This window comes from Citrobacter gillenii, assembly GCF_013337685.1.
Lineage (GTDB): Bacteria > Pseudomonadota > Gammaproteobacteria > Enterobacterales > Enterobacteriaceae > Citrobacter > Citrobacter gillenii.
The window spans coordinates 230,087-249,485 of the sequence record NZ_SUQN01000008.1 but is presented as its reverse complement, the minus strand read 5'-3'; the positions used below and the strand labels follow the sequence as shown (position 1 = coordinate 249,485).

The 19,399-nt window shown below is 33.2% G+C and carries 19 protein-coding genes; 11 read left to right on the top strand and 8 right to left on the bottom strand.

Features of this window, described 5'->3' with window-relative positions:
• The first annotated feature begins 5 nt into the window (after nucleotides 1–5).
• The 11 genes from gapS6a (at nucleotide 6) to FCH32_RS19785 (ending at nucleotide 11,430) form a co-directional block, all read left to right on the top strand.
• A complete protein-coding gene (gene gapS6a / locus FCH32_RS19835) occupies nucleotides 6–338 on the top strand; it encodes a GapS6a family protein (RefSeq protein ID WP_174361406.1) in 333 nt (110 codons plus the stop codon).
• Nucleotides 338–2,122 carry a hypothetical protein gene (locus FCH32_RS19830; protein ID WP_174361405.1) on the top strand — a complete coding sequence of 595 codons (1,785 nt, stop codon included), beginning with the start codon at nucleotides 338–340 and terminating at the stop codon, nucleotides 2,120–2,122. Before gapS6a ends, FCH32_RS19830 begins: the two co-directional genes overlap by 1 nt.
• A gap of 31 nt (nucleotides 2,123–2,153) precedes the next feature.
• Nucleotides 2,154–3,692, top strand: coding sequence for a hypothetical protein (locus FCH32_RS19825; protein ID WP_174361404.1), 1,539 nt, complete (start codon nucleotides 2,154–2,156; stop codon nucleotides 3,690–3,692).
• Between the two features lie 30 nt (nucleotides 3,693–3,722).
• Nucleotides 3,723–4,328 carry a hypothetical protein gene (locus FCH32_RS19820; protein ID WP_174361403.1) on the top strand — a complete coding sequence of 202 codons (606 nt, stop codon included), beginning with the start codon at nucleotides 3,723–3,725 and terminating at the stop codon, nucleotides 4,326–4,328.
• Nucleotides 4,329–4,713: 385 nt separating this feature from the next.
• Nucleotides 4,714–5,928, top strand: a complete 1,215-nt coding sequence (locus tag FCH32_RS19815; RefSeq protein WP_174361402.1) for a tyrosine-type recombinase/integrase — start codon at nucleotides 4,714–4,716, stop codon at nucleotides 5,926–5,928.
• A complete protein-coding gene (locus tag FCH32_RS19810) occupies nucleotides 5,918–7,417 on the top strand; it encodes a site-specific integrase (RefSeq protein WP_174361401.1) in 1,500 nt (499 codons plus the stop codon). The genes FCH32_RS19815 and FCH32_RS19810 overlap by 11 nt, the downstream gene beginning before the upstream one ends.
• Nucleotides 7,414–9,378 (top strand): hypothetical protein, encoded by a 1,965-nt coding sequence (locus FCH32_RS19805; protein ID WP_174361400.1) that lies wholly within the window; start codon nucleotides 7,414–7,416, stop codon nucleotides 9,376–9,378. Before FCH32_RS19810 ends, FCH32_RS19805 begins: the two co-directional genes overlap by 4 nt.
• Nucleotides 9,359–9,778, top strand: coding sequence for a hypothetical protein (locus FCH32_RS19800; protein ID WP_174361399.1), 420 nt, complete (start codon nucleotides 9,359–9,361; stop codon nucleotides 9,776–9,778). Before FCH32_RS19805 ends, FCH32_RS19800 begins: the two co-directional genes overlap by 20 nt.
• A 122-nt stretch (nucleotides 9,779–9,900) precedes the next feature.
• Nucleotides 9,901–10,329, top strand: coding sequence for a hypothetical protein (locus FCH32_RS19795; RefSeq protein ID WP_174361398.1), 429 nt, complete (start codon nucleotides 9,901–9,903; stop codon nucleotides 10,327–10,329).
• Nucleotides 10,330–10,420: 91 nt separating this feature from the next.
• A complete protein-coding gene (locus FCH32_RS19790; protein ID WP_174361397.1) occupies nucleotides 10,421–11,122 on the top strand; it encodes an ankyrin repeat domain-containing protein in 702 nt (233 codons plus the stop codon).
• A gap of 74 nt (nucleotides 11,123–11,196) precedes the next feature.
• A complete protein-coding gene (locus FCH32_RS19785) occupies nucleotides 11,197–11,430 on the top strand; it encodes a hypothetical protein (RefSeq protein ID WP_072050289.1) in 234 nt (77 codons plus the stop codon).
• A 58-nt stretch (nucleotides 11,431–11,488) separates the two neighbouring features.
• Here FCH32_RS19785 and FCH32_RS19780 read toward each other — a convergent pair whose 3' ends face one another.
• The 8 genes from FCH32_RS19780 to FCH32_RS19745 all read right to left on the bottom strand — a co-directional run bounded on the left by FCH32_RS19780 (nucleotide 11,489) and on the right by FCH32_RS19745 (nucleotide 19,228).
• Entirely contained in the window at nucleotides 11,489–11,806 is a 318-nt protein-coding gene (locus FCH32_RS19780; protein WP_174361396.1) for a cell wall-binding protein, read from the bottom strand.
• Between the two features lie 18 nt (nucleotides 11,807–11,824).
• Nucleotides 11,825–12,211 carry a hypothetical protein gene (locus tag FCH32_RS19775; RefSeq protein ID WP_174361395.1) on the bottom strand — a complete coding sequence of 129 codons (387 nt, stop codon included), beginning with the start codon at nucleotides 12,209–12,211 and terminating at the stop codon, nucleotides 11,825–11,827.
• Nucleotides 12,212–12,733: 522 nt separating this feature from the next.
• On the bottom strand, nucleotides 12,734–13,945 hold the full coding sequence (locus tag FCH32_RS19770) for a relaxase/mobilization nuclease domain-containing protein (RefSeq protein WP_174361394.1): 1,212 nt from the start codon (nucleotides 13,943–13,945) through the stop codon (nucleotides 12,734–12,736).
• Between the two features lie 8 nt (nucleotides 13,946–13,953).
• On the bottom strand, nucleotides 13,954–14,346 hold the full coding sequence (locus FCH32_RS19765; RefSeq protein WP_174361393.1) for a hypothetical protein: 393 nt from the start codon (nucleotides 14,344–14,346) through the stop codon (nucleotides 13,954–13,956).
• Nucleotides 14,347–15,244: 898 nt separating this feature from the next.
• Nucleotides 15,245–15,727, bottom strand: a complete 483-nt coding sequence (locus FCH32_RS19760) for a Mov34/MPN/PAD-1 family protein (RefSeq protein ID WP_031275127.1) — start codon at nucleotides 15,725–15,727, stop codon at nucleotides 15,245–15,247.
• On the bottom strand, nucleotides 15,720–17,594 hold the full coding sequence (locus FCH32_RS19755) for a ThiF family adenylyltransferase (protein WP_174361392.1): 1,875 nt from the start codon (nucleotides 17,592–17,594) through the stop codon (nucleotides 15,720–15,722). The genes FCH32_RS19760 and FCH32_RS19755 overlap by 8 nt, the downstream gene beginning before the upstream one ends.
• Entirely contained in the window at nucleotides 17,587–18,741 is a 1,155-nt protein-coding gene (locus FCH32_RS19750) for a ComEC/Rec2 family competence protein (protein ID WP_174361391.1), read from the bottom strand. The genes FCH32_RS19755 and FCH32_RS19750 overlap by 8 nt, the downstream gene beginning before the upstream one ends.
• 16 nt (nucleotides 18,742–18,757) lie before the next feature.
• Nucleotides 18,758–19,228: a hypothetical protein gene (locus FCH32_RS19745; protein WP_174361390.1), complete on the bottom strand. Its 471-nt coding sequence runs from the start codon at nucleotides 19,226–19,228 to the stop codon at nucleotides 18,758–18,760.
• Nucleotides 19,229–19,399 lie beyond the last annotated feature (171 nt).

Sequence of the window (19,399 nt, the reverse complement as noted above, 5' to 3'; positions counted from 1 at the left end):
AAATTATGGGACCTATTACCACAGCAATAGTTTCAAGGGCTATCTATGATTTATTGCTGGCTGGAATATCTTTCACAAAAGATAATATTAAAAAGAAACTAACTGAATTTATTACAAGTGATGAAAATGCTGAACTTTTAGCAGAAAAAATAGAAAAATTGAATGTTAATGATGATATGAGTGAAAAAGCTATTGAGAAACATTTAAAAGCCAACCCGGAAGTGATGAATGTACTTGAAAATATCCCTAATGCATCAATAGTCTCAGTAAAACAAACACACTATGGGACAGGCGATAATGTTGGAAGAGATAAAATCATTAATGGGAATAATGAGTAATGGAAAGTTTGAATCAAGCACATTATGGACCAGGAGATAATGTCGCTCGTGATAAAAATTTATTTATTGAGAATTATAATACGTTCATTAATTTAACAGTGCCAGAAGATCTTAGAGAACCTGTTAAAAAAATATTAAGTGATATATCTAATAGGAAAATATTAGATGCAAAAACGAAAATTGATTTAATTTTATCTATTAAAAATCAAACAAAAGAAATTAATGATCTTTTTGTACTATTGAGAATAAAGGCTGATTTAGTAGAAGACGCAAATTCTCATGCGGAATTTTCTATTCTTAATGAAATAGTTTTATCATCTAATAATGAAATGATAAAAGATCTATCACTATCTTTATTATTAAGACTTGAATTTAACAAGTTTGGCAAAGATAGAATGATGGATAGGTATAATTCAACAGATGTTAAAGGCCCTTTTAGTAGGGCTTTGTTGCTTGAGTTAACACTAAGTGAAGAAGTTTTGCAGGAGAGAGCCTCAACAGGGAAGCATGGTTTAACCGAAGAGGAATTGATTGGTCTGATCTCAGGTTTATTCAGAGTAAAAAGTTTTGAGACTGCATTAGATGTTGCAAATTTTTTAGTGGACTATTTCCCAAGTTATAATTCCAGAGTTATACATTTGTTCACAAGAGGTATGTTACTTAATCAAGACATAGTTGGTGACGATTACTGGCTGTTATCACAAAAAGAAAAAGATCGGATATCGAACCTTATAGATGAAACACTCAAATTATATGCTGAGAGCCAAGGGAGTGATTTTAGGCTTTTTAATGTAATTGTTCCCTGCTATTTGTTTACGAAGGAAGGAGATGAAAGACTGAGGGAAATTCTTATAAAAAACATAGATTCAGTCGATAAAATAAGTCAAGAATTAGCCAATAACCTTCGTGTTTTACACCTTAATGAACAGGAGCAAGAAAGCCACCCTGTTAATATCATTCGAAGATGTAGCGGTGATAAAAGTTATAAGGAAGAGATAGTTAAAGGAATTCTTTCTAAAGAGGTTATCTCCTTATCAGATTTTATCCTTGCAAGAGAGTTGATAGACGATACCAGTTTGATTGAGTGGATCGATACCGGGGGGGCAATACAAACCGACCAAGGAAGGCTGAGTGAGCTTTTCTCAAAGTTAAAATTAAATTTATATATTGAGCAGAGCGATATAAACAGAAGAGACAGTAAGATAGTAGATGATATTATCGAGGAAATTGGTGATTGTGACAACGATGATTTTAAATCAATAAACTCAGTATTTATATATAATATTTCAGAAGATTTAAGAGAAGTTGAAAGGAACAATCAGCTATGTGAATTAATGGGAAAATACTTCGACAATAAACATTGCTACTGGTGTTCTCCAATTGTTTACCAATATCTTAATGGGTTGTACGAAACAGGTTTGTATCAAGCTTTTTGTTCTCTTTATGATATTGTTGATAACAAAGACAAACCTATGTCAATTCATACAATGGCATTGTCTACCTACTTGTCCCACAATGAAATGGGAAAGGCATTGTCGTTAATTGAAGAATATAATACGAGTCAGGATCTTGATTTTATAAGATTAAAACTCCATGCTTTTGAAAAAATTGGGTATTTTTCAGCGATAGAAAAAGTTGTAAATGATACTGATTATAAAAAATTCAAAGAGCCAACTAATAGTCTATTAAGATTAAATGATAAAATCATATCGCTGGGATATACAAGATTTGGTCATGATTTAGCTATTAAATTTTTTTTGGATTCGCCAGAAAAAAAACTATAAGTTTGTATCGCATATTTGTATGCAAATAATGATGTCAAAGAAAAGTAACCAAGAGTTTATTCCTTCTGATGATGTTGAAGGTGTAGTTTGTGGGGTTCATTATAATGATAATGGCAAAGACCTAACAAAAATCATTGTAGCTGGCTCTTCTATTAATAGTAATTATTTTATTAGTAGTGATTCTCCTGTTGCAAAAGTATTACTAAATAGCAAGTTAGATGAAGTAAATAAAGTGGGGATGAAAAGATTAATTTTAAAAGAAAGAATGCCTCCCTATGTTGCTGTATTACGGTTAGCTCACGAAATTAGAAATGAGTCAAACGATGGAACGGATCTTTTTCAGTCTATTAGTTTACCTTCAGATCCGGAAGAGATGATAAATGTTATAAAAGATTTTTTACCTAAAAAGGAACCAAAGCAAGATTTAAATATAAATGAGAATATTCCAGTAAACTTTAGATTAGATCTAATTGCTAAGAACGAACAAGTTAAAGCATCAATGATCAGCCTTACTGATAAAAATATAAAGATAAAAGATTTTGAAGCAGGAGGCGATGATATCGAAGGTGATATATCAACAGATATTTTTACAATCTGCTATATTTGTATCAACTCTTTTGTTAATTTTTTCATCGAGAAAGATATTAAATTTTTGCTAATAGAAGAAGATGCCCAGGCAATCAAGTTGTGGTTAGAAGCAATAGAGGAAGATGAATACAAGACTATCGGATTAAATGAAAATGGAAAAATTAATATAAATACATCCGAAAGTATTAAAGCTTATCATGGTGAGTTTATTAAAAATCTTTATGCTATTCAAAAGCAAATAAGAGTACATTATCCTAAGATCGGTAATATCCCTAATGAACTTAATATGTTTCGTAAAATTGTTGGGGATGACTATTTAAAAAATATTTATGCCAGTATTACAAACGGAATACCATATTTCACGGCCGATTTGATGGCAAATATATTCTTTCACAAAGTTTTAAATATGAAGGTTATCGACTTTCATAAATATATCAATGAAGCGGTTAAATATACCTCTTATGGTGAACGCGAAAGGGGAATATTATTACATAGTGCTGGAATGTATCCTTATCCGCTATCAATAGAAGATATATATAATTTGGCATATTCTAAAAATGATGAAACAGGTTACTTTTTAGGAGAGTTAATCAAGCTATATTCTGGTAGATTCAATGATAAGATTGATTTATATGCTCTTATGAGCCAGTTATTTTTTAGGTATTTGCAGAAAAGCTATACTAATAACCAAATATTTAACGGGAAACTTAAAGATACGGATTTTTCGTTCATAAACCCTTATGGGGCGAGAATCGACAGGATATTCTATATTTGTTGTTATGCTATAATTAAAATGAAAAATGGCCTGACATGTGAAGAAAACTTAGCAAGATTCTTAGCTTTCATCTTATGTGAATTCACATCGAATGCGAAGTTTTTGAATTTGGTATTTTGGCTTGCTTCTAACTTTGTTTCTGGACATTTTCTTAATGTCAAAAAATTAAACGAGTGTTTGGAAGAACTGCTTATAATTGAAGAATAAATTAGATTTTAATGAATGAGTGGAGGAAGTATGCCAATAGTTGACACCCTAAGGGACTTCACAGAAGCTTGGAAATTATTTGGGGAACTGCCGGATGATACAGCATTAAATGTTGAACTTACTGCCCTATATCTTGGAGTAAGTGTTAAGACTCTCGCTCGCTATCGCCAAAATGGAGATGGACCTCCTTACATTCAATATCCAACAGGCAACAGTAAAGCTCGTAATCAACGAGTAAATTATTTACTGCGTGATTTAAAAATTTGGAGGGATGGGCATAAAATCGTAAGCACGATGCAAGCGGCACAAGTTCGTGGACTTGCATTTAACTCATTGATCGACTTCACGATTCCGCAACCATTCTGGCATATTGATAATTCTGCTGAGTTACAGAATCGAAATAAAATCCTATCACATGCACTTAGAACACCAGAAGAAAGATTTAAAATTTATTTAGCAGAAAAACACATCAATATCGTTTGGATCTCAGTAGAAGAAGCTTTGCTTTTAGATTGGACAGATCTAAGCGAAAGACAAATATTCCATGATTCGTTTGTTAACTTTTTAAGTAATGTAATCCAGCTTTCTACTTCTGCACAAGAAAATCTGATTCTAAATAATATATTGAAAAAATAAATGATTTATTTAAATAGCTGATTATCAATATCGGCTATTTTTTTATTCATTAAAAATAAAATTGACAAAATAATTTTTAATGATTATATAACCATTACCATTATGAAAAATGCAAAAAACAAAGCTGTTTTCTAATGATATTTTGCATAATGTTTTACATATTTTAGGAACATTGGCTTGTTGTATGGTTTGAATAAGGTTTTAGTTGTTCTCAGGTAAACAGAAGGGATTATATATTCCCCAGCTGGGGAATCGCAAAAATTAACTAAGAAAATCGTTCATAAACAAGTCGTTATCACATATATAAACTCCTAAAATGCAAAATTATTATTGCCAAAATAAAAATAAATGTTACACCTAATAAAAAAGCAAAAAAGGAGAGTGTATGTATAAAATAAAAATAGATAAATTTCGTCTTGATTCAGGAGAGCGATATTGCATTGTGACAAATAAAGAAACTGGTATTCCCCTTTATTATCCGAACTTATACCTAACTACACAATTTAGAAATAATGGACATGCATTAGCTACGATAGAATCAAAAGCAGTTAATATTACAATCTTTTATAGATTCTTAGAAAAAAACGATATAGATATTGAAACAAGGATTCTGGGAGGGGTATTTTTATCAGGGGGAGAAATTGAATGTATGGTTTCATATTTGGGGGCTGTTTCTGAACTAAGGAATAGCATAATAAATAAAGGATTGGGTTATGTATCAAAAAAAACCTTACGCAATAGAATAAATAGTATTCTCTCATATATGACATGGTTAGTTGATGAATTATTGCAATATGATTCCTCCAGACATAAAACCAGTTTTTCTAGAATGATAAAGGCGATTGAAGTCAGAAGACCAAGGGATCATGACAACAAAAATAGTGAAGATAATAAAAATAAAACACTTAAAGATGATTCAGTAGTTACTTTAATGAAACTGATTGATCCACAGTCACCTTCTAATCCCTTTGATCCAGATGTTAGAAATAGAAATGCAATTATTATTATGATTCTCACTGAATTAGGTATAAGAAGAGGAGAGTTATTAAATATTAAGATTGACGATATAAATTTTCAGAAAAAAAGGATATGTATTCGAAGACGAGCCGACGAGATCTCTGATCCAAGATTGAATCAGCCTTTAGTAAAAACTCTTAGCAGAGAACTTCCACTAAGTGAAGTATTAGCTTCAAGATTAATGGAGTATATCATTCATGATCGAAAACTATATTTAAAAGGAAAGTCTGAATTTCTTTTTATAACTTATAAACATGGACCATATCAGGGTAAACCATTAAGCATATCAGGATATCAAAAAATAATTTCTAAAATAAGTATAAGTGATCGTTTACTTATAGGATTCTCAGGACATAAGTTAAGACATACTTGGAATTATGATTTTTCTCGCTTTATGGATTCGCAAAATCAAAGTGAACGAAAACAAGAAGTCATGCGGGAAAAGCTAATGGGCTGGAAAGAAGGTTCAGGTACTGCTTCAACTTATAATAGGAGGTTTATAGAAGAGCAAGCTGACGAAGCTTCAATTAGATACCAAAAAAAATATAGTTATAAAGGTAAGGGGAGTCAAAATGACGAATAAATTGAATTATAGGGGGAAAGATTATGAACTGTTAACTGCAAATAGTGGATATAAATTTTCGATAACAGATAACATTTGGATTTTAGATAAAAATATCAGATTAAACATTATCCTTATTCTTGAGAAATTACATATATCGCACCACGATTCATTTTTGAATACTCTAAGTTTTTTTGCTACAACGAGATCAAGTTCATATACAAAGAAAATGTTTTGGGCTTTTAATGATTTTATAAAAAGTTCTAAAGATGGACTCATAACTGATCTTTATGTAAGGAATTATCATAAGCGATCATTAATAAGCAGACCAGATCACCTTGAAAGCATGAGGATATTTTTTAAAAAATGGCTCTATTTAGAATTACCGGGAGTAAACGAATGTCAGGTGGAAAACCTGTATAAGGGAAGAACAAAAAAAAGAAGAGTTGGTGAAATGGTGAATGCAATGGATTTAAAGAAAGGCCCTTTAACTGAAAATGATATCATTAATTTCAATGAGGGGGCAATGCTTCTATATGAAAGAGGACAGATTACGCTTGCTGAATTGACTATGGCCTTGGTAACTTCATATACAGGAAGGAGACCAATACAAACTTCTCACTTGAAATTAAAAGACATATTAAGCATATTTGGTAATGGTTTTAATGAAATTGCATTGCAATACCCAAGAGCGAAGCATAGTGGGTCATTTCGTTCGGAATTTAAAAAATTAAAAATTATTGAAGAACTTAATGATTTGTTAGTCATATTAAGCAGGGAGAATATAAATACTATAGAGCATGAGCTTGAACGACCTTTAACTGACGACGAGTTAGTAGAACTTCCACTATTTATTGATTTAAATGCTTTAACCCAAGTCCAAAATAAAAACAGTTTTTATCAAATGCTATTGACCGATTTCCTTCATATAAAAGCTAATCTAATCACGAGCAAAATACAAAAAATTGCAAATAAACTTGGTTCACTTGAATATGCGGATACTATCAATGCAAGACGATTTAGATATTCTTTGGGAACAAGAGCCGCACAAGAGGGTTATGGGGTGAATACAATAGCAGAATTACTGGATCACCGTTCTGCAAAATTTGTGGCTTGTTATGTTAAAAACCTGCCTGAACATGCAGATAAAATAGACGAAGTAATGACTGAAAGCCTATCCAAGTATGTTAATGCTTTCAAGGGTGAGTTGGTTAATAATGATACAGGTGGTATAAAAATAAGAAATCATAAAGGTATAAATTCTGGTAATTGTTCTAATTGTAATGATTGTAATGCTCCAATCCCATTACCTTGTTATACATGCCCTTACTTTAAACCCTGGATTGAAGCACCTCATAAGGATGTTTATGATTTCCTTATGAAAGAAAGAGCAAGAATTGCAGAAATAACAGAGGATATTAAAACAGCAACAGCATTAGATAGGACAATAATGGCCGTAAGTGAGGTTATTAAAAAATGTGATTTGATAAAAGAGGGTAGGTTATTATGAGTGTCATTAATATAGAGGAACTTAAAAATAAAAAAATATCTGAATCTTTAAGTGCTTTTATTGAAGAAATGAAATGTGTGGCAATCTATGAAATGGGGATGGACTGGGACTCAGATAAATGGTGTGTTAATCGTGTAGGAATTAAGTTTACAAAGGTGAGCGAAAAAACCAAACATAATGAAAAAATGAATTCTGCTTTTATTTGTTTCGCAAAGGCATATGTTATTCATGAATATCCTTGTGAGCCACATAGATTGTCAGTGATAATTCCTGCGTTACGGTGTTTTGAATACATTCTCGATAAGAAATTAGATTCTGATAACATTTGCAATGTTAATTACAGTATCCTTGAGGAAATACTTTCCTTTATCAAAAGAAAATATTCCAATAATTATGTTTTTATCCTAAACAAAGAACTGAAAAGGATCGTGTCGTTTTTACACGAAAAGTCATTCACCTATAAGGCTATCGGTAATTGGAAGAGCACTATAAGAGATAATCGAGATAATTTTCTATATGATGGAAAGCATAGTGATAAGCTAATAAAAGAAGAGGTCTTGTATATATTTGCTGATATATTCAGTCAAGATTTAACAGACATTAGGGACATTTTTACTACTTCCACTTTTGCTTTACTAATGTCTGCACCTTCTCGAATTTCAGAAGTTCTATCTTTAACTGTTGATTGCATGTATACACAGAGAACAAGAAAAGGTGATCAGAAATGGGGATTACGTTTTTGGGCCGGTAAAGGGTTTGGTGGTGATATCAAATGGATTCCGAGTGTTATGGTTGCGATAACACAAAAAGCAATAGATAGAATATTAGATGCAACAAAAGAATCAAGGAGATTTGCCAAGTTAATGGAATTGGATTTTAAATCATTCCATAATCAGCCTCAATTTAAGAGGTATAGAGAAAACGAAGCACTTACGATTATTCAAGTGTGTGAAATATTATACAATAGAGTGATATCAGAAAAGGAGGGAGTTAAAATCTTAAAGCGACTATCACTAAAATATGATAATAATGTTTATTCATTGAAAACCTTGTGGGAGGAATTACAAAGTAGATTACCAGAAGGATTTCCTTGGTATAATAAAAAAAGGAATATTAAATATAGCAATTTATTGTTTTTATTTTTCAAAGACACTTTTCACCCTAATAAATCCGATAATATAATAGAGGTTTATAATCCTGATAGAAGGTTGTTTCAGGCTAATGTGTTAGCTCGCAAAAATTCGGATAATATTTTCAGACGATATGGATATCAAAAAGAGCATGAAAGAAAAATTAACTTCCACTCTCACCAAGTGAGACATTTATTGAATACATTAGCTCAACGAAATGGAATGACCGAATACGAATTAGCTAAATGGTCAGGAAGAGCAAGCATAAAACAAAATCGAGTGTATAACCATGTCAGTGAAGAAGAAGTTCTCGAAGAATATGAGTCTTTAAAAAGTAGTGATACTAATTATCTGATTACTAAAAATATAACAATTCGTGATCCTGTTTCGAAAGAAGCTCTTTTATCAATCAATCATGGTGCTATTCATAAAACCGAATTTGGATATTGTGTTCATGACTATACTTTATCGCCATGTGAAAAATTCAGAGATTGTTTGAATTGCTCAGAGCAGATCTGTGTCAAAGGTAATTTTGATAGTCTTGAAAGACTTAAAGAGCGATTAATTGATACTAATAAATTAATAGATATCACTATAAAAAATTCAGACGAAAATGATAGCCAATTAGATCAGGATCGCTGGTTAACTTTCCATTTAAAAAATAAACAACGATTACAGGAGTTAATTGGTATCTTAGAGAATAACGAAGTGCCTGACGGTTCATTCATTCGATTGGCTAACAAAAGTTATTCACACTTATCAAGAGTCATAAATTCAAATAAATTATTGGAACATAAAAATGGAGAAAATGATGTCAAAAAAATTAACTAAAAAGGACAAAGTACTAATTATAAATACTATAATAGGTTGGAGTGAACCAGGCATTACTTGGGAAGAGCTTTGTAAGGAATGTTCTACATTTCTTGATCATAAGCCGAGTAGACAATCTTTATCATATCATAAAGACATAAACGAAGCCTTTCGAAGTAAGAAGAATGGAATAAAAAACAATCAAAACAATTTCAAGAAACCTTCTTCGCTTGCTATTGCTTCCCAAAGGATTTTTCACCTGGAGTCAAAAAATAGAGTGCTTGAAGAAGAAAATAGGAATTTAAAGCAACAATTCGTTATATGGCAGTATAATGCGTATAAACACAACATAAATAAAAATATTTTAGACGAACCATTGCCACCAATAGACAGGGGCCGGTCGGATAGAAAACTAATTTAAATTGTCATTAATATATTACGCTGTAAATATTTATTTACGAATAGCTTGATTATTTATAATAACGTGCTAAATGTATATGTATTGTCAGGACGACAATTAAACATTTTGCAAGGATGCAATTTATGGACAAAAACAATTTTAATTCAGTAATGACACTTGAAGAACAGCTTGTTGTCATCATAGATAAATACATATCAAAACGATATCAGCCACATGATAAAAGTTTTTCCCGACAATTATATTTAGTTTTTGTTGGATATCACTTAAAGTATTTCTATCCCAAACAACTTTATACTCGTTCTAATCGCAACATAGACAACATCATGACGATGTTCAGTTCTGTGTATAAATGCCTTACAAGTAATCTACTGCGACAATTAAACAATAAAGAGGCAGTTCTTCGTGAACTAAACTCTCTCGTTAACTATATTGATGACAATCAGGAACGAGCAGAAGATATTTATAACACTTTTAAAGCTCAATATGAAATGAGAGTTATTGAAAAACAAATCATTCACGAAGTTGTTAAAGTTAGGAATTTAAGACTGTAATATTCATGAGTATAAATCCTGTAATTTATTTGAATATTATCTTTTTTCACGCTAAATAAAAGAAAACGATAATATTATTGCAGGATTATTTATGATCAGAAAAGAATGGTTAGAGTTAGAGCCAGAGGTTTTACCACTTTCTACACATAGGGGTATGCTTGACCAGACTCTTTTATTTGAAGCTACAAGCGTTGATGAAGTGAACTGGTTGATTAAAAATGGTGTTGATATCAACCACCGAAATTTCGTTGGTAAAACCGCACTGTGGAAATCGGGTTATTATGATTATGAAATTGAAATAATAGATCGATTGTTTGAAGCAGGTATTAATCCAGATCTTTTAAATTTTGAAGGTGAGCATGTTTTATCGGGAATGGGTTATTTTGGACATCCTGAAATATTTATGAAGCACAGGGGTAAAATAAAGTCTACTGACATTCATATCAGGGATATACATTTATCTCACATTGATAAAATGAAACGAGGTATTGAAATACTTCTGGGAAATGGCTTTCAGGTGCATTATCCCCGCTATATGAATATTGAGGACATTACTCTCTGGGATGAAGAGCAGGCATGGTATCGAACAGAGCAAGAAAATACTAACATGAAAATATACTATATGAAAAAACGAAATGATTACATCAAATTTTTAGAGTATCTGGACAAACAAAAAAGAGCTATAAGATTAGTTAGTGTCAGAGCGAATAGCAAGGACATTACTCTCTTTGATATTAAGGAAATGATTGAAAGACTTCGATTAATGAAACCAGAATTGTATATTGTTAAGTAGTCTAATTTTTGTTTGATTTTCCCAACGGATAGCATCATACTTATAGCTCATTTGGTTTATAAGAGAACAACCTCATGGCTTATGGAAAAAATCCCTTCTCAAAATCACCACTCCCAACAGGTGATTTTAAAACCTCTCAAAAAAGACTTACCGCAGAGATAAAAGAAGTCGAAGGTAAAAAAGTCATTTTTATCTATTATGAAGGGACTAATGATGTTTATGATGGTCCAGAAGCGACTCAATACACTACACTTGAAGATGCACAAGGTTTCTGTAACAATTATAATAAACAGCTAAATATTGAATGAACATTCAAATAAAAAGCCCCTACTATTAGGGGCTTTTTAGTTAGATGGTTTGTAATTTTTATTGTTGTATTTCTTTCCAGATACCGTCTGATTTTACCAACCTAATTGGTTTTGTTTGTTTCATATTGTTAATGGAAGCATCTACGATGCAGTTGTAAACATTGTTTACTTCTTCTGAGCAACTAACTTTCTTCACATAATCAATTTTCAAAAGATCTTTTTCTGGAATACTTGAGTTCAGAGCTTTCATACTTGCATTTGATCTATCTACGACACTTTTGAAAGCAATGTATATATCATCTTGGGATGGCTCACTGTTACATGCGGTTAAAAGAAGTGTAGTAAGGATAACTGTGAGAATTGAGTATATTTTCATTTTCTTATCCAGAAATAATTAATTAAGAATACCAGTTTTGGTGTTGTTGTTGTCAGAGGAGAAAGCCCATTTACTGACAGTCTCTCCTTTAAAATCTATTTCAAGCGTTTTAGACTGAGTCTGAGAACCGCCAGTTAGCAAACCGACAACAGGGATAAAAGTCGAGGCATTAAACTGATTGTTATACATGAAGTATCTCCACTGCTCATTTCCGTCATCAAGTGTGGTTCTTGTATCAGGCTCACCTAACTTAGTGAGCAATTCCGTCTTAGTTGTTTTGTTTTTAATGATCTTTGACTGGAGGCTTTGTGGTGTTTCATTTTTAAGATTCTGGTTCCCTGATGTTGAACAGCCAGAAATTAAAAATATCGCAATGAAAAATGAGGTAACAACAAAGTTATTCATTTAATGTTCCTTATTATATTTAAAATGGATGAGTTAGTTTTTATGTATGAAAAGGGCTCTGTGTGCAAATTTCTTACGTAAATAAAATCTTAAAGAAATTGCTGATGCAAAATATATAACGACAGTTAATATAAAGCTTTGACTGATAGCGAATATGAAGAAAGCAATTACTAACAGCACAATTCCTATGAGTAAAGCTAACCAGGATGAAACGGCTCCATATTTGATAGTCGAATGACAGCCAGTGCAGACACGAACACCATGTTCGCTTTCTTTAAAGCAAAATGGACACTTTATAGTTTCGTTTTTCATAGCTATCCCAATCTGAAAGATTAAATGCTGTTTGTAGGGATTCTCGATGACTCGTTGGCTTTAGTAAAATTGCTTGTACCGATCGATGATTGTTACTTGATAGGTGTGGGCTATCATAAATGAATTATCGATCTGTAATAACGATCAATTTTTGCTTGACTTAATCTAAATTAATAACCAATGGTTGAGTGTTTATCACAAATGAGATTTTTAACTTACTGTATATAAACGAAATTCCATCGACTTGTTTAACGATTTTATTGCATGGATTTTTGATAAGGTCGTATGGGTTTTGTGAAGAATGCTCTTCCCATAGCTTCTGAGAAGCTCTATGAACCTTCTTATGAATGGAATCCAGCCACTAAGCCTGGAGTGTTTTTGCCGTTGTACAACATTTTTTTGAAGAATCTTTTCTACGATTCCGTTTCTTCTGTCTTCTCTGAGTCGAAGTTCGAGTTCAGCAATTTTTTCACTTATGCTTTCCCTTGGTATATCCGTTGCAGCAACATCTTTTGCAGTAGCAGTAGCAGTAGCAGTAGCAGTAGCAGTAGCAGTAGCAGTAGCAGTAGCAGTAGCAGTAGCAACTGTGCTGGTATCAAGTAGTTGTGAGTTGTCTCGTTCAGGCTCGTAGTCGATGAGCTTTTGAAGATTTACCCAAGAATACTTTTTGCCAAGTTGAGATGCTTTGAATGCAATACCATTGAATACGAAAGAAAATCCGTTCATTCTCCCAGTGGTAGCTATGTTAGCTGTACATGAAACTTTCGCTTCCTCAAGCCTTATTAGGAAAGTTTTCACATCTGGTGAATCTGCCAAAGTTTTATCAAGGAGCATTTGTAACTGCTGCTTATTGCAGATCTCACCTGTTCTTTGTTCAAACATTGCTTCATTCCGGGAAATCTTTTTTGCTTTTTTTGTTTCTTTTCCAGTATCCGTAGGTTTTAGTGGTTCAGGGCCTTTTGTGATAGTGAGACTGTATTTGATTTCAAGTTCCTGGATTATGCGACCACTTTTAAGGCTTTCATGTCTACCTAAGTTAACCTTACTTGATACCGAATCTATTCGGTTAGCAATGATATGTATGTGCTGACCCACACTGTCATCGTGTAATATATAACAACGAAGATGAGTGTCACTAAAACCTAACTGAGCCATGTAATCGTCAGCTATCAGCTTCCATTGCTCTTTGGAAAGCTTATCTCCATGAGGAAGACGAAGCGAGTTATGCCAGGCCGGTTTTGCAATGTCACTTCTAAGCTTACTTGCTGTGTCAAACTCTGCTATCAGTTCATATGCACAATCACCAGTCATATTGCCACCTATGACTAATGGATCGCTTCTATGGTGAGAACCAGGCTTCAACACATACTTCACTACATTAACGAAATTCTTGTGTCTTTTAATTCGTTGCATTCCCTTCATATAACGACTTACATCGCTGGTAGGTCAGCAGAAGCTGTAAGGCACGAACGAAGCTCTTTGATCTGTTTCTTGACTGCAAAGATCTCTGTTTTAGTTAATTCACTATTACTACTTTTTGTGTCCAGATGATTGATTAATCTGTTTAACTTTTGGGATATATCAGACAATGACTTCCATGTTTCGACATTGATGGCAGGAACAACAGGAGGAAGCCTATCAAGGGAAGTTAAACGAAGCCATTCGCCTTTGCTTTTGTCACCTCTGTTTTTATTGAGAATAGCCAATTCTTCTTTATTAAATCGAACACTGACACAATGTATTCGCAAAGATTGAGCAGAGGGGATATGATTGTTGATTGGTTTAAAATCATTTGTATAGGATAACGTTATTGTATTACTCATAGAAACTCCTTTTCATATGTGTATTCGCTTTATGGTGAGCAATCCTTGCACACCCATAATACAGTTATAATAGAAATGCAATTTATGTCAATTAGTTAGATAAGACTTTGACTTTCTTTCTTTTTCAACCGAAGGGCGAAAAACAAGGAGACTGAACGAAGCTCCGCTTCGTTTAGTCATACCTTGCATCTATATAGATGCTATTGACATACTCATATAATGTTGTATCAATGAATTATTGTTAAAATAGATGAGGCCTGATTATGATTAATAATAAAAAAATACTATATCTATTGGCTTTTATGTTCCTGTTATCATTCATATACACTTTTTTCGTTAATGAACTATTAGCTAACAGCAATAGTCTTGGTGAAACATTTATAATTTTACTACCTATATATTATATTATTGTATTCCCTTTTGTTTTCTTTCCTGTAAAAAAGTGTAGCAACTGAAAATATTAACTACACTTTTAAGAATTGAAATATGATTAGTTTATGAATCTACTGACGAAAGCCGAAATTATTTTTGCGAACGACAATGCTGCAATTATTACGAGAAGTGCATAGCCTAACCCGCTTTGAAGGAATATAGGGAAAAGGTCATTTTGGACACCAGGTAAAGAATCAACGCATAAACTTATCGCAGCCGAAGCTGTCGCAAATGAAAATAGCCACTCAGCTTGTACTTCGTATCTTTTATAAAATACAGAAAAACCTAATGACAAAATTGCAGGGGGAATTAAGAGTATATATTTAGATAAGCTTTCATTAGAGTGATACTTATGATTAATTATTACCCCAAGAACAACGAAGCCAGCAAAAATAAATAACAGTATTAATATGATTAACCACCGTGGATATGATTTACTTGTGCTATTCATATAATTACAACCTTTTTATTTGTTTGGTTTTTGATATGTGAATTTATATAACATCTTCCCATCTGCTGCTGATAAATAACAGTGTGAAATATTTTCTTTGTTTGGGATTATTAGCATGAGAAAAAAAGGTCTTGTATGACCTGATTTGATAAATAAGTCTTGGATACTGCGGATATCTGTTCCTGATGGGCTTGCCATTCCTTCGTTATGTGTATGCCAGTCACCTAAGTAGTGGAAACCCTGCTTGAATAACGATATGATATCTTCTTTGGCTTTTTTCTCATCTAACTTGAAATAATTTCTTTTCCTCAAGTCAGTAGAGCCTGGTGTAGTTATTTTATTGATTTCAATCTCAGAATCATTGAGATTATTGGAAAATAGCATACCTCCTGATTCTTTACTAAAACAGTGGGTTTGACGATGAGAAAATAATTCATCTACTATGCTTTGGCTGATGCATATTTTGAAATCTAATTCGGCACAATGAAATTTATGCATCACTTTTTTCCCAATTAGAATTTTCAAAAATCAAAGGTATAATACAATCACCCTTTCCTGGGTTTCCGAATTGTGCAATCCATTTATCATTCCAGTTACCACCAAGTTCTAAAAGCTCTGCTTCTCTTCCTATGTAACTATATGCAAAAGATTTATTTGAAAAACGATCCATGATTAGATCTATTACTGTTCTTGCCGTTAGAGCATGTAAATTAGTCAATGGGATAGCTCCGTATGGCTGGAACTCTCCGGCACATGCAGCTATTCTTTTGCGAGTATTTTCTTTCCAGTAAGTAGCAGGATATTTTAATGCACCTATATATTTACCTTCTGTAATATGCCAGCTATTAAAAGCATTAGAATCCACTTGGTTGACTATTACATGCCCAGCCATTGCATGAGCTTCAACAAATGCAAAGACAATAGCACCAAGAATGTCTTCCGACTGTCTTTTAATTAACTGCTGTTCAGTATTCCAATGTGCAGTGCAGCTTACTATAATATCGGCTTCTGCAATTTTCTGGTTATTCTTGGAATCTTCTGTCCAATCTTCATTAAAAGCTTCTATATAGGCATTTGGAAACTCTTCCCGTAGCCTTGAAGCAAGAGCTAATGCTTTATTTTTATAAACAGAATCAAATCCTAATAGATGACGAGAGGAGTTTTCACTCTTCATTAAATCATCATCCCAAAGCATCATTTTTCTAATGCCTGATTGAAGTAACAGTCTTGATACAGAAGAACCTACTGAACCACATCCGACGATAGCTACTTTATGTTCTGAGATTTTCTTGTAAGTTTTGTTATGCTCACGGCCTGTTAACCAAGAATCGTCAGAACGGTCTACTATAAGATTTTCTGTTTTAGTTTGGCCTATTCTATTTTTTAAAATCTTTCCATCGATGTAATTTCTATAGCCATCTAATAAAGCTGTGTTTCTGAATCGACCCCGACTAATACCTCTGGTATCAAAGCGGTCAGTGGCAAGATCACTAACTCCCTTAGGAATCTGTATTCCTATAATATTCATCCCTGAATGGGTTGGGAATGAAATTAGAATTATTGGCTTGACATTGAACATATTAGCACAAGATCTTAAGATCAATTCAATAGTGCTTTCTGGATCTTCCTGTTGCTGATTTATGAGTTCAAAAAAATCCCTTGCAGTTTTGGGATACTGACTCGGATACCAGGCTTCATTGAAGAATATCAATGGAATTGAAATTATTTTAGAGAGTTGCTGTTGCCTTATTCTCTTATCTTTTGAATTACTTTCATCCGATTCTAATGGCAATATTTTTTGGTTTTCCAACCAGTTAATTAATTCTTTTTGTGTGTCAGAATATATTACTCCAAATTTCCGAGTCCGATAAGCGAAAACCAACCTTGTGTTTTTATTTGTTAGATCACACAGGCTTATAAGTCGATCTATTTTATTACATTGATAAATCCAATAGTTCTGGAACTCATCAATAAAATCCTCATTTAAATCTCCACTTATTCCTTTTCTTAGCATTAGTATAGCATCGTTAAGTAAATCGACTGCATAGGTCATATCATTATGATCGATGATATAACTGTCAGGCCAAACACATAACTTGCCATCTTTTTCTAAGTGCGGGAGTTGGCAAACATCAATTTTAGGTGAGGAAATAAACACATCTGGAATGTCAAATTGACTAAGAGTTTTGTATCTTAGTTGCAATACAATAGGTTCATTACTAAATTCTAAATCAGTTACTAATTCCCAAGCACAAACATATTTATCGTTGAATTTTGATAATTCATTCGTAGAAAGCTTCCTTGCACCATAAGGTGCAAGGATTGTGCTCAACTGATCTATCTTTTTACTAAGACAATCAGGCATAACCACCACCACCTTGTCTATTTACAGCAGCACTTGATGATTCAGCCATACCTAATGCAGATGCAGCAATTTTCTTAATACCGTTATCGGAAATTTCAATCTCTAACGGAATATTCTCTCCATTCTTTTTATGATCCGACACACACAAAAATTGACCTTTTACTTTATCAACAATCTGTTCGTATTCTTTTTTTGCTCGATATGATGGAGGGTCATTCGCATCATCTGCAATAGGGTTGGAACTTGCAATTATGAAAGCATTTTGTTTTGCTCGGTTGAATACTTCCATCGCCAGTTCGGATGTTTTTGCTTCATCTCCTTTACCGCTTGAACTATCATGGGATAAAGATCGCCAAGAGCAATGATGCGGGGTTTGTAGTATATCGTAATCAAGCCACGACATGTTGAAATTCTTAGACAGGCGGTTACGGACACCTTCCCAACAAACTACTTCTGCATCGCCACCACTTAAAAAGAATGCTGTTTTATTATCACCTTTTAACTCAAAATTGATAATTACACTTGAATGATTCTTACCTAACTTATCTTCATCCTCATCCAAATCTTTTTTGGGTGATGGTGCAAGTAAATGAGCCTCAAAATTGTATGAGTATGAACCATTAATTAGCCGGGTTGTATTATCAAGTTGCAGTACAATATCAAGGATATCATCAGTTTTGCCATTTTCATCTTCACCTAAGACTAAAACCTGATTACCTACACAACCTAACTGTTTTTCTTCTTTGTAAAGATTAACTCTTCTTTTTACTTCCGAATTAAGATCTCTTGCATCCGAGCATAAATTATGATTTTGTGAACTGTGTCGTCTAAATACTATCGGACTGGACCAGATTTCATTAATGAAAATTTTATCTGATCTTTCACTCCAATCTTCGGGTTTGCCTAAATGGAAGTGCTCTGAGATTCCGGAGCAATGATCTTTATCAGGATGAGACCAAATAAATAGATGGATAAATAATCTACCATTCTCATCACGAGTTAGCTTTTCTTTTAACTGAGAAAGAACATCAGGGTGTTCCTTACCTTTTCTTATGTGACAATCGATTAAAATATTTTGCCCATCTTCCGTTTGGATGAGTGTCATATCCCCATTACCAACGGGAAAGAATGATATCTTTGCAGACATATTATATCCTTGTTAATTATTTCTGATCGGAATTATCACCCGATCTTGCTGTGCGAGATTTTTCAATCCCAAAAATAGCCATACCAACATCCTCAATTTTGCCAACGAATTTATCTACATTCAAGCCAGCAAAGAAGGCAAATGCCATATATCCATAATCGCCACCGCTACCATTTTGTGATGCATCTAACACTATCAAACCTGCTTTTAGAAACAGGTAGGCCACTACACCACAGATACCACTAACAACAGGTCTCAACACATACCAAACATGCCAACGGTCATCCCAGCAGTTTCTGACACACTTGTTTATATACACACCACGGAGGCAGTAAAGGGTCCCACCAAGCACTCCTATCAGGCCACAACGGATCATCAGCTTCTTGCTCATGATCCATTCAGGGAACACATCCCCTTTAACTAACCCAGCATACACAAGGGCAACGAGCAGAAGCAGGGTGAAGAGATAACCGATTATTCGTTTCATGCATGTCCTCTGGGGGATTGAGTTATGATAATTTTACCCCCCTTTAATTGAGTTATCTACATATAATGTGTTGGATATATTCATCAATGACTATGTGATATATAGCATTTTCAATAAGAAGGAGTGGTAATTAAATTGTATATTGGTTCTTTTGCGGATTGAAAATTCATC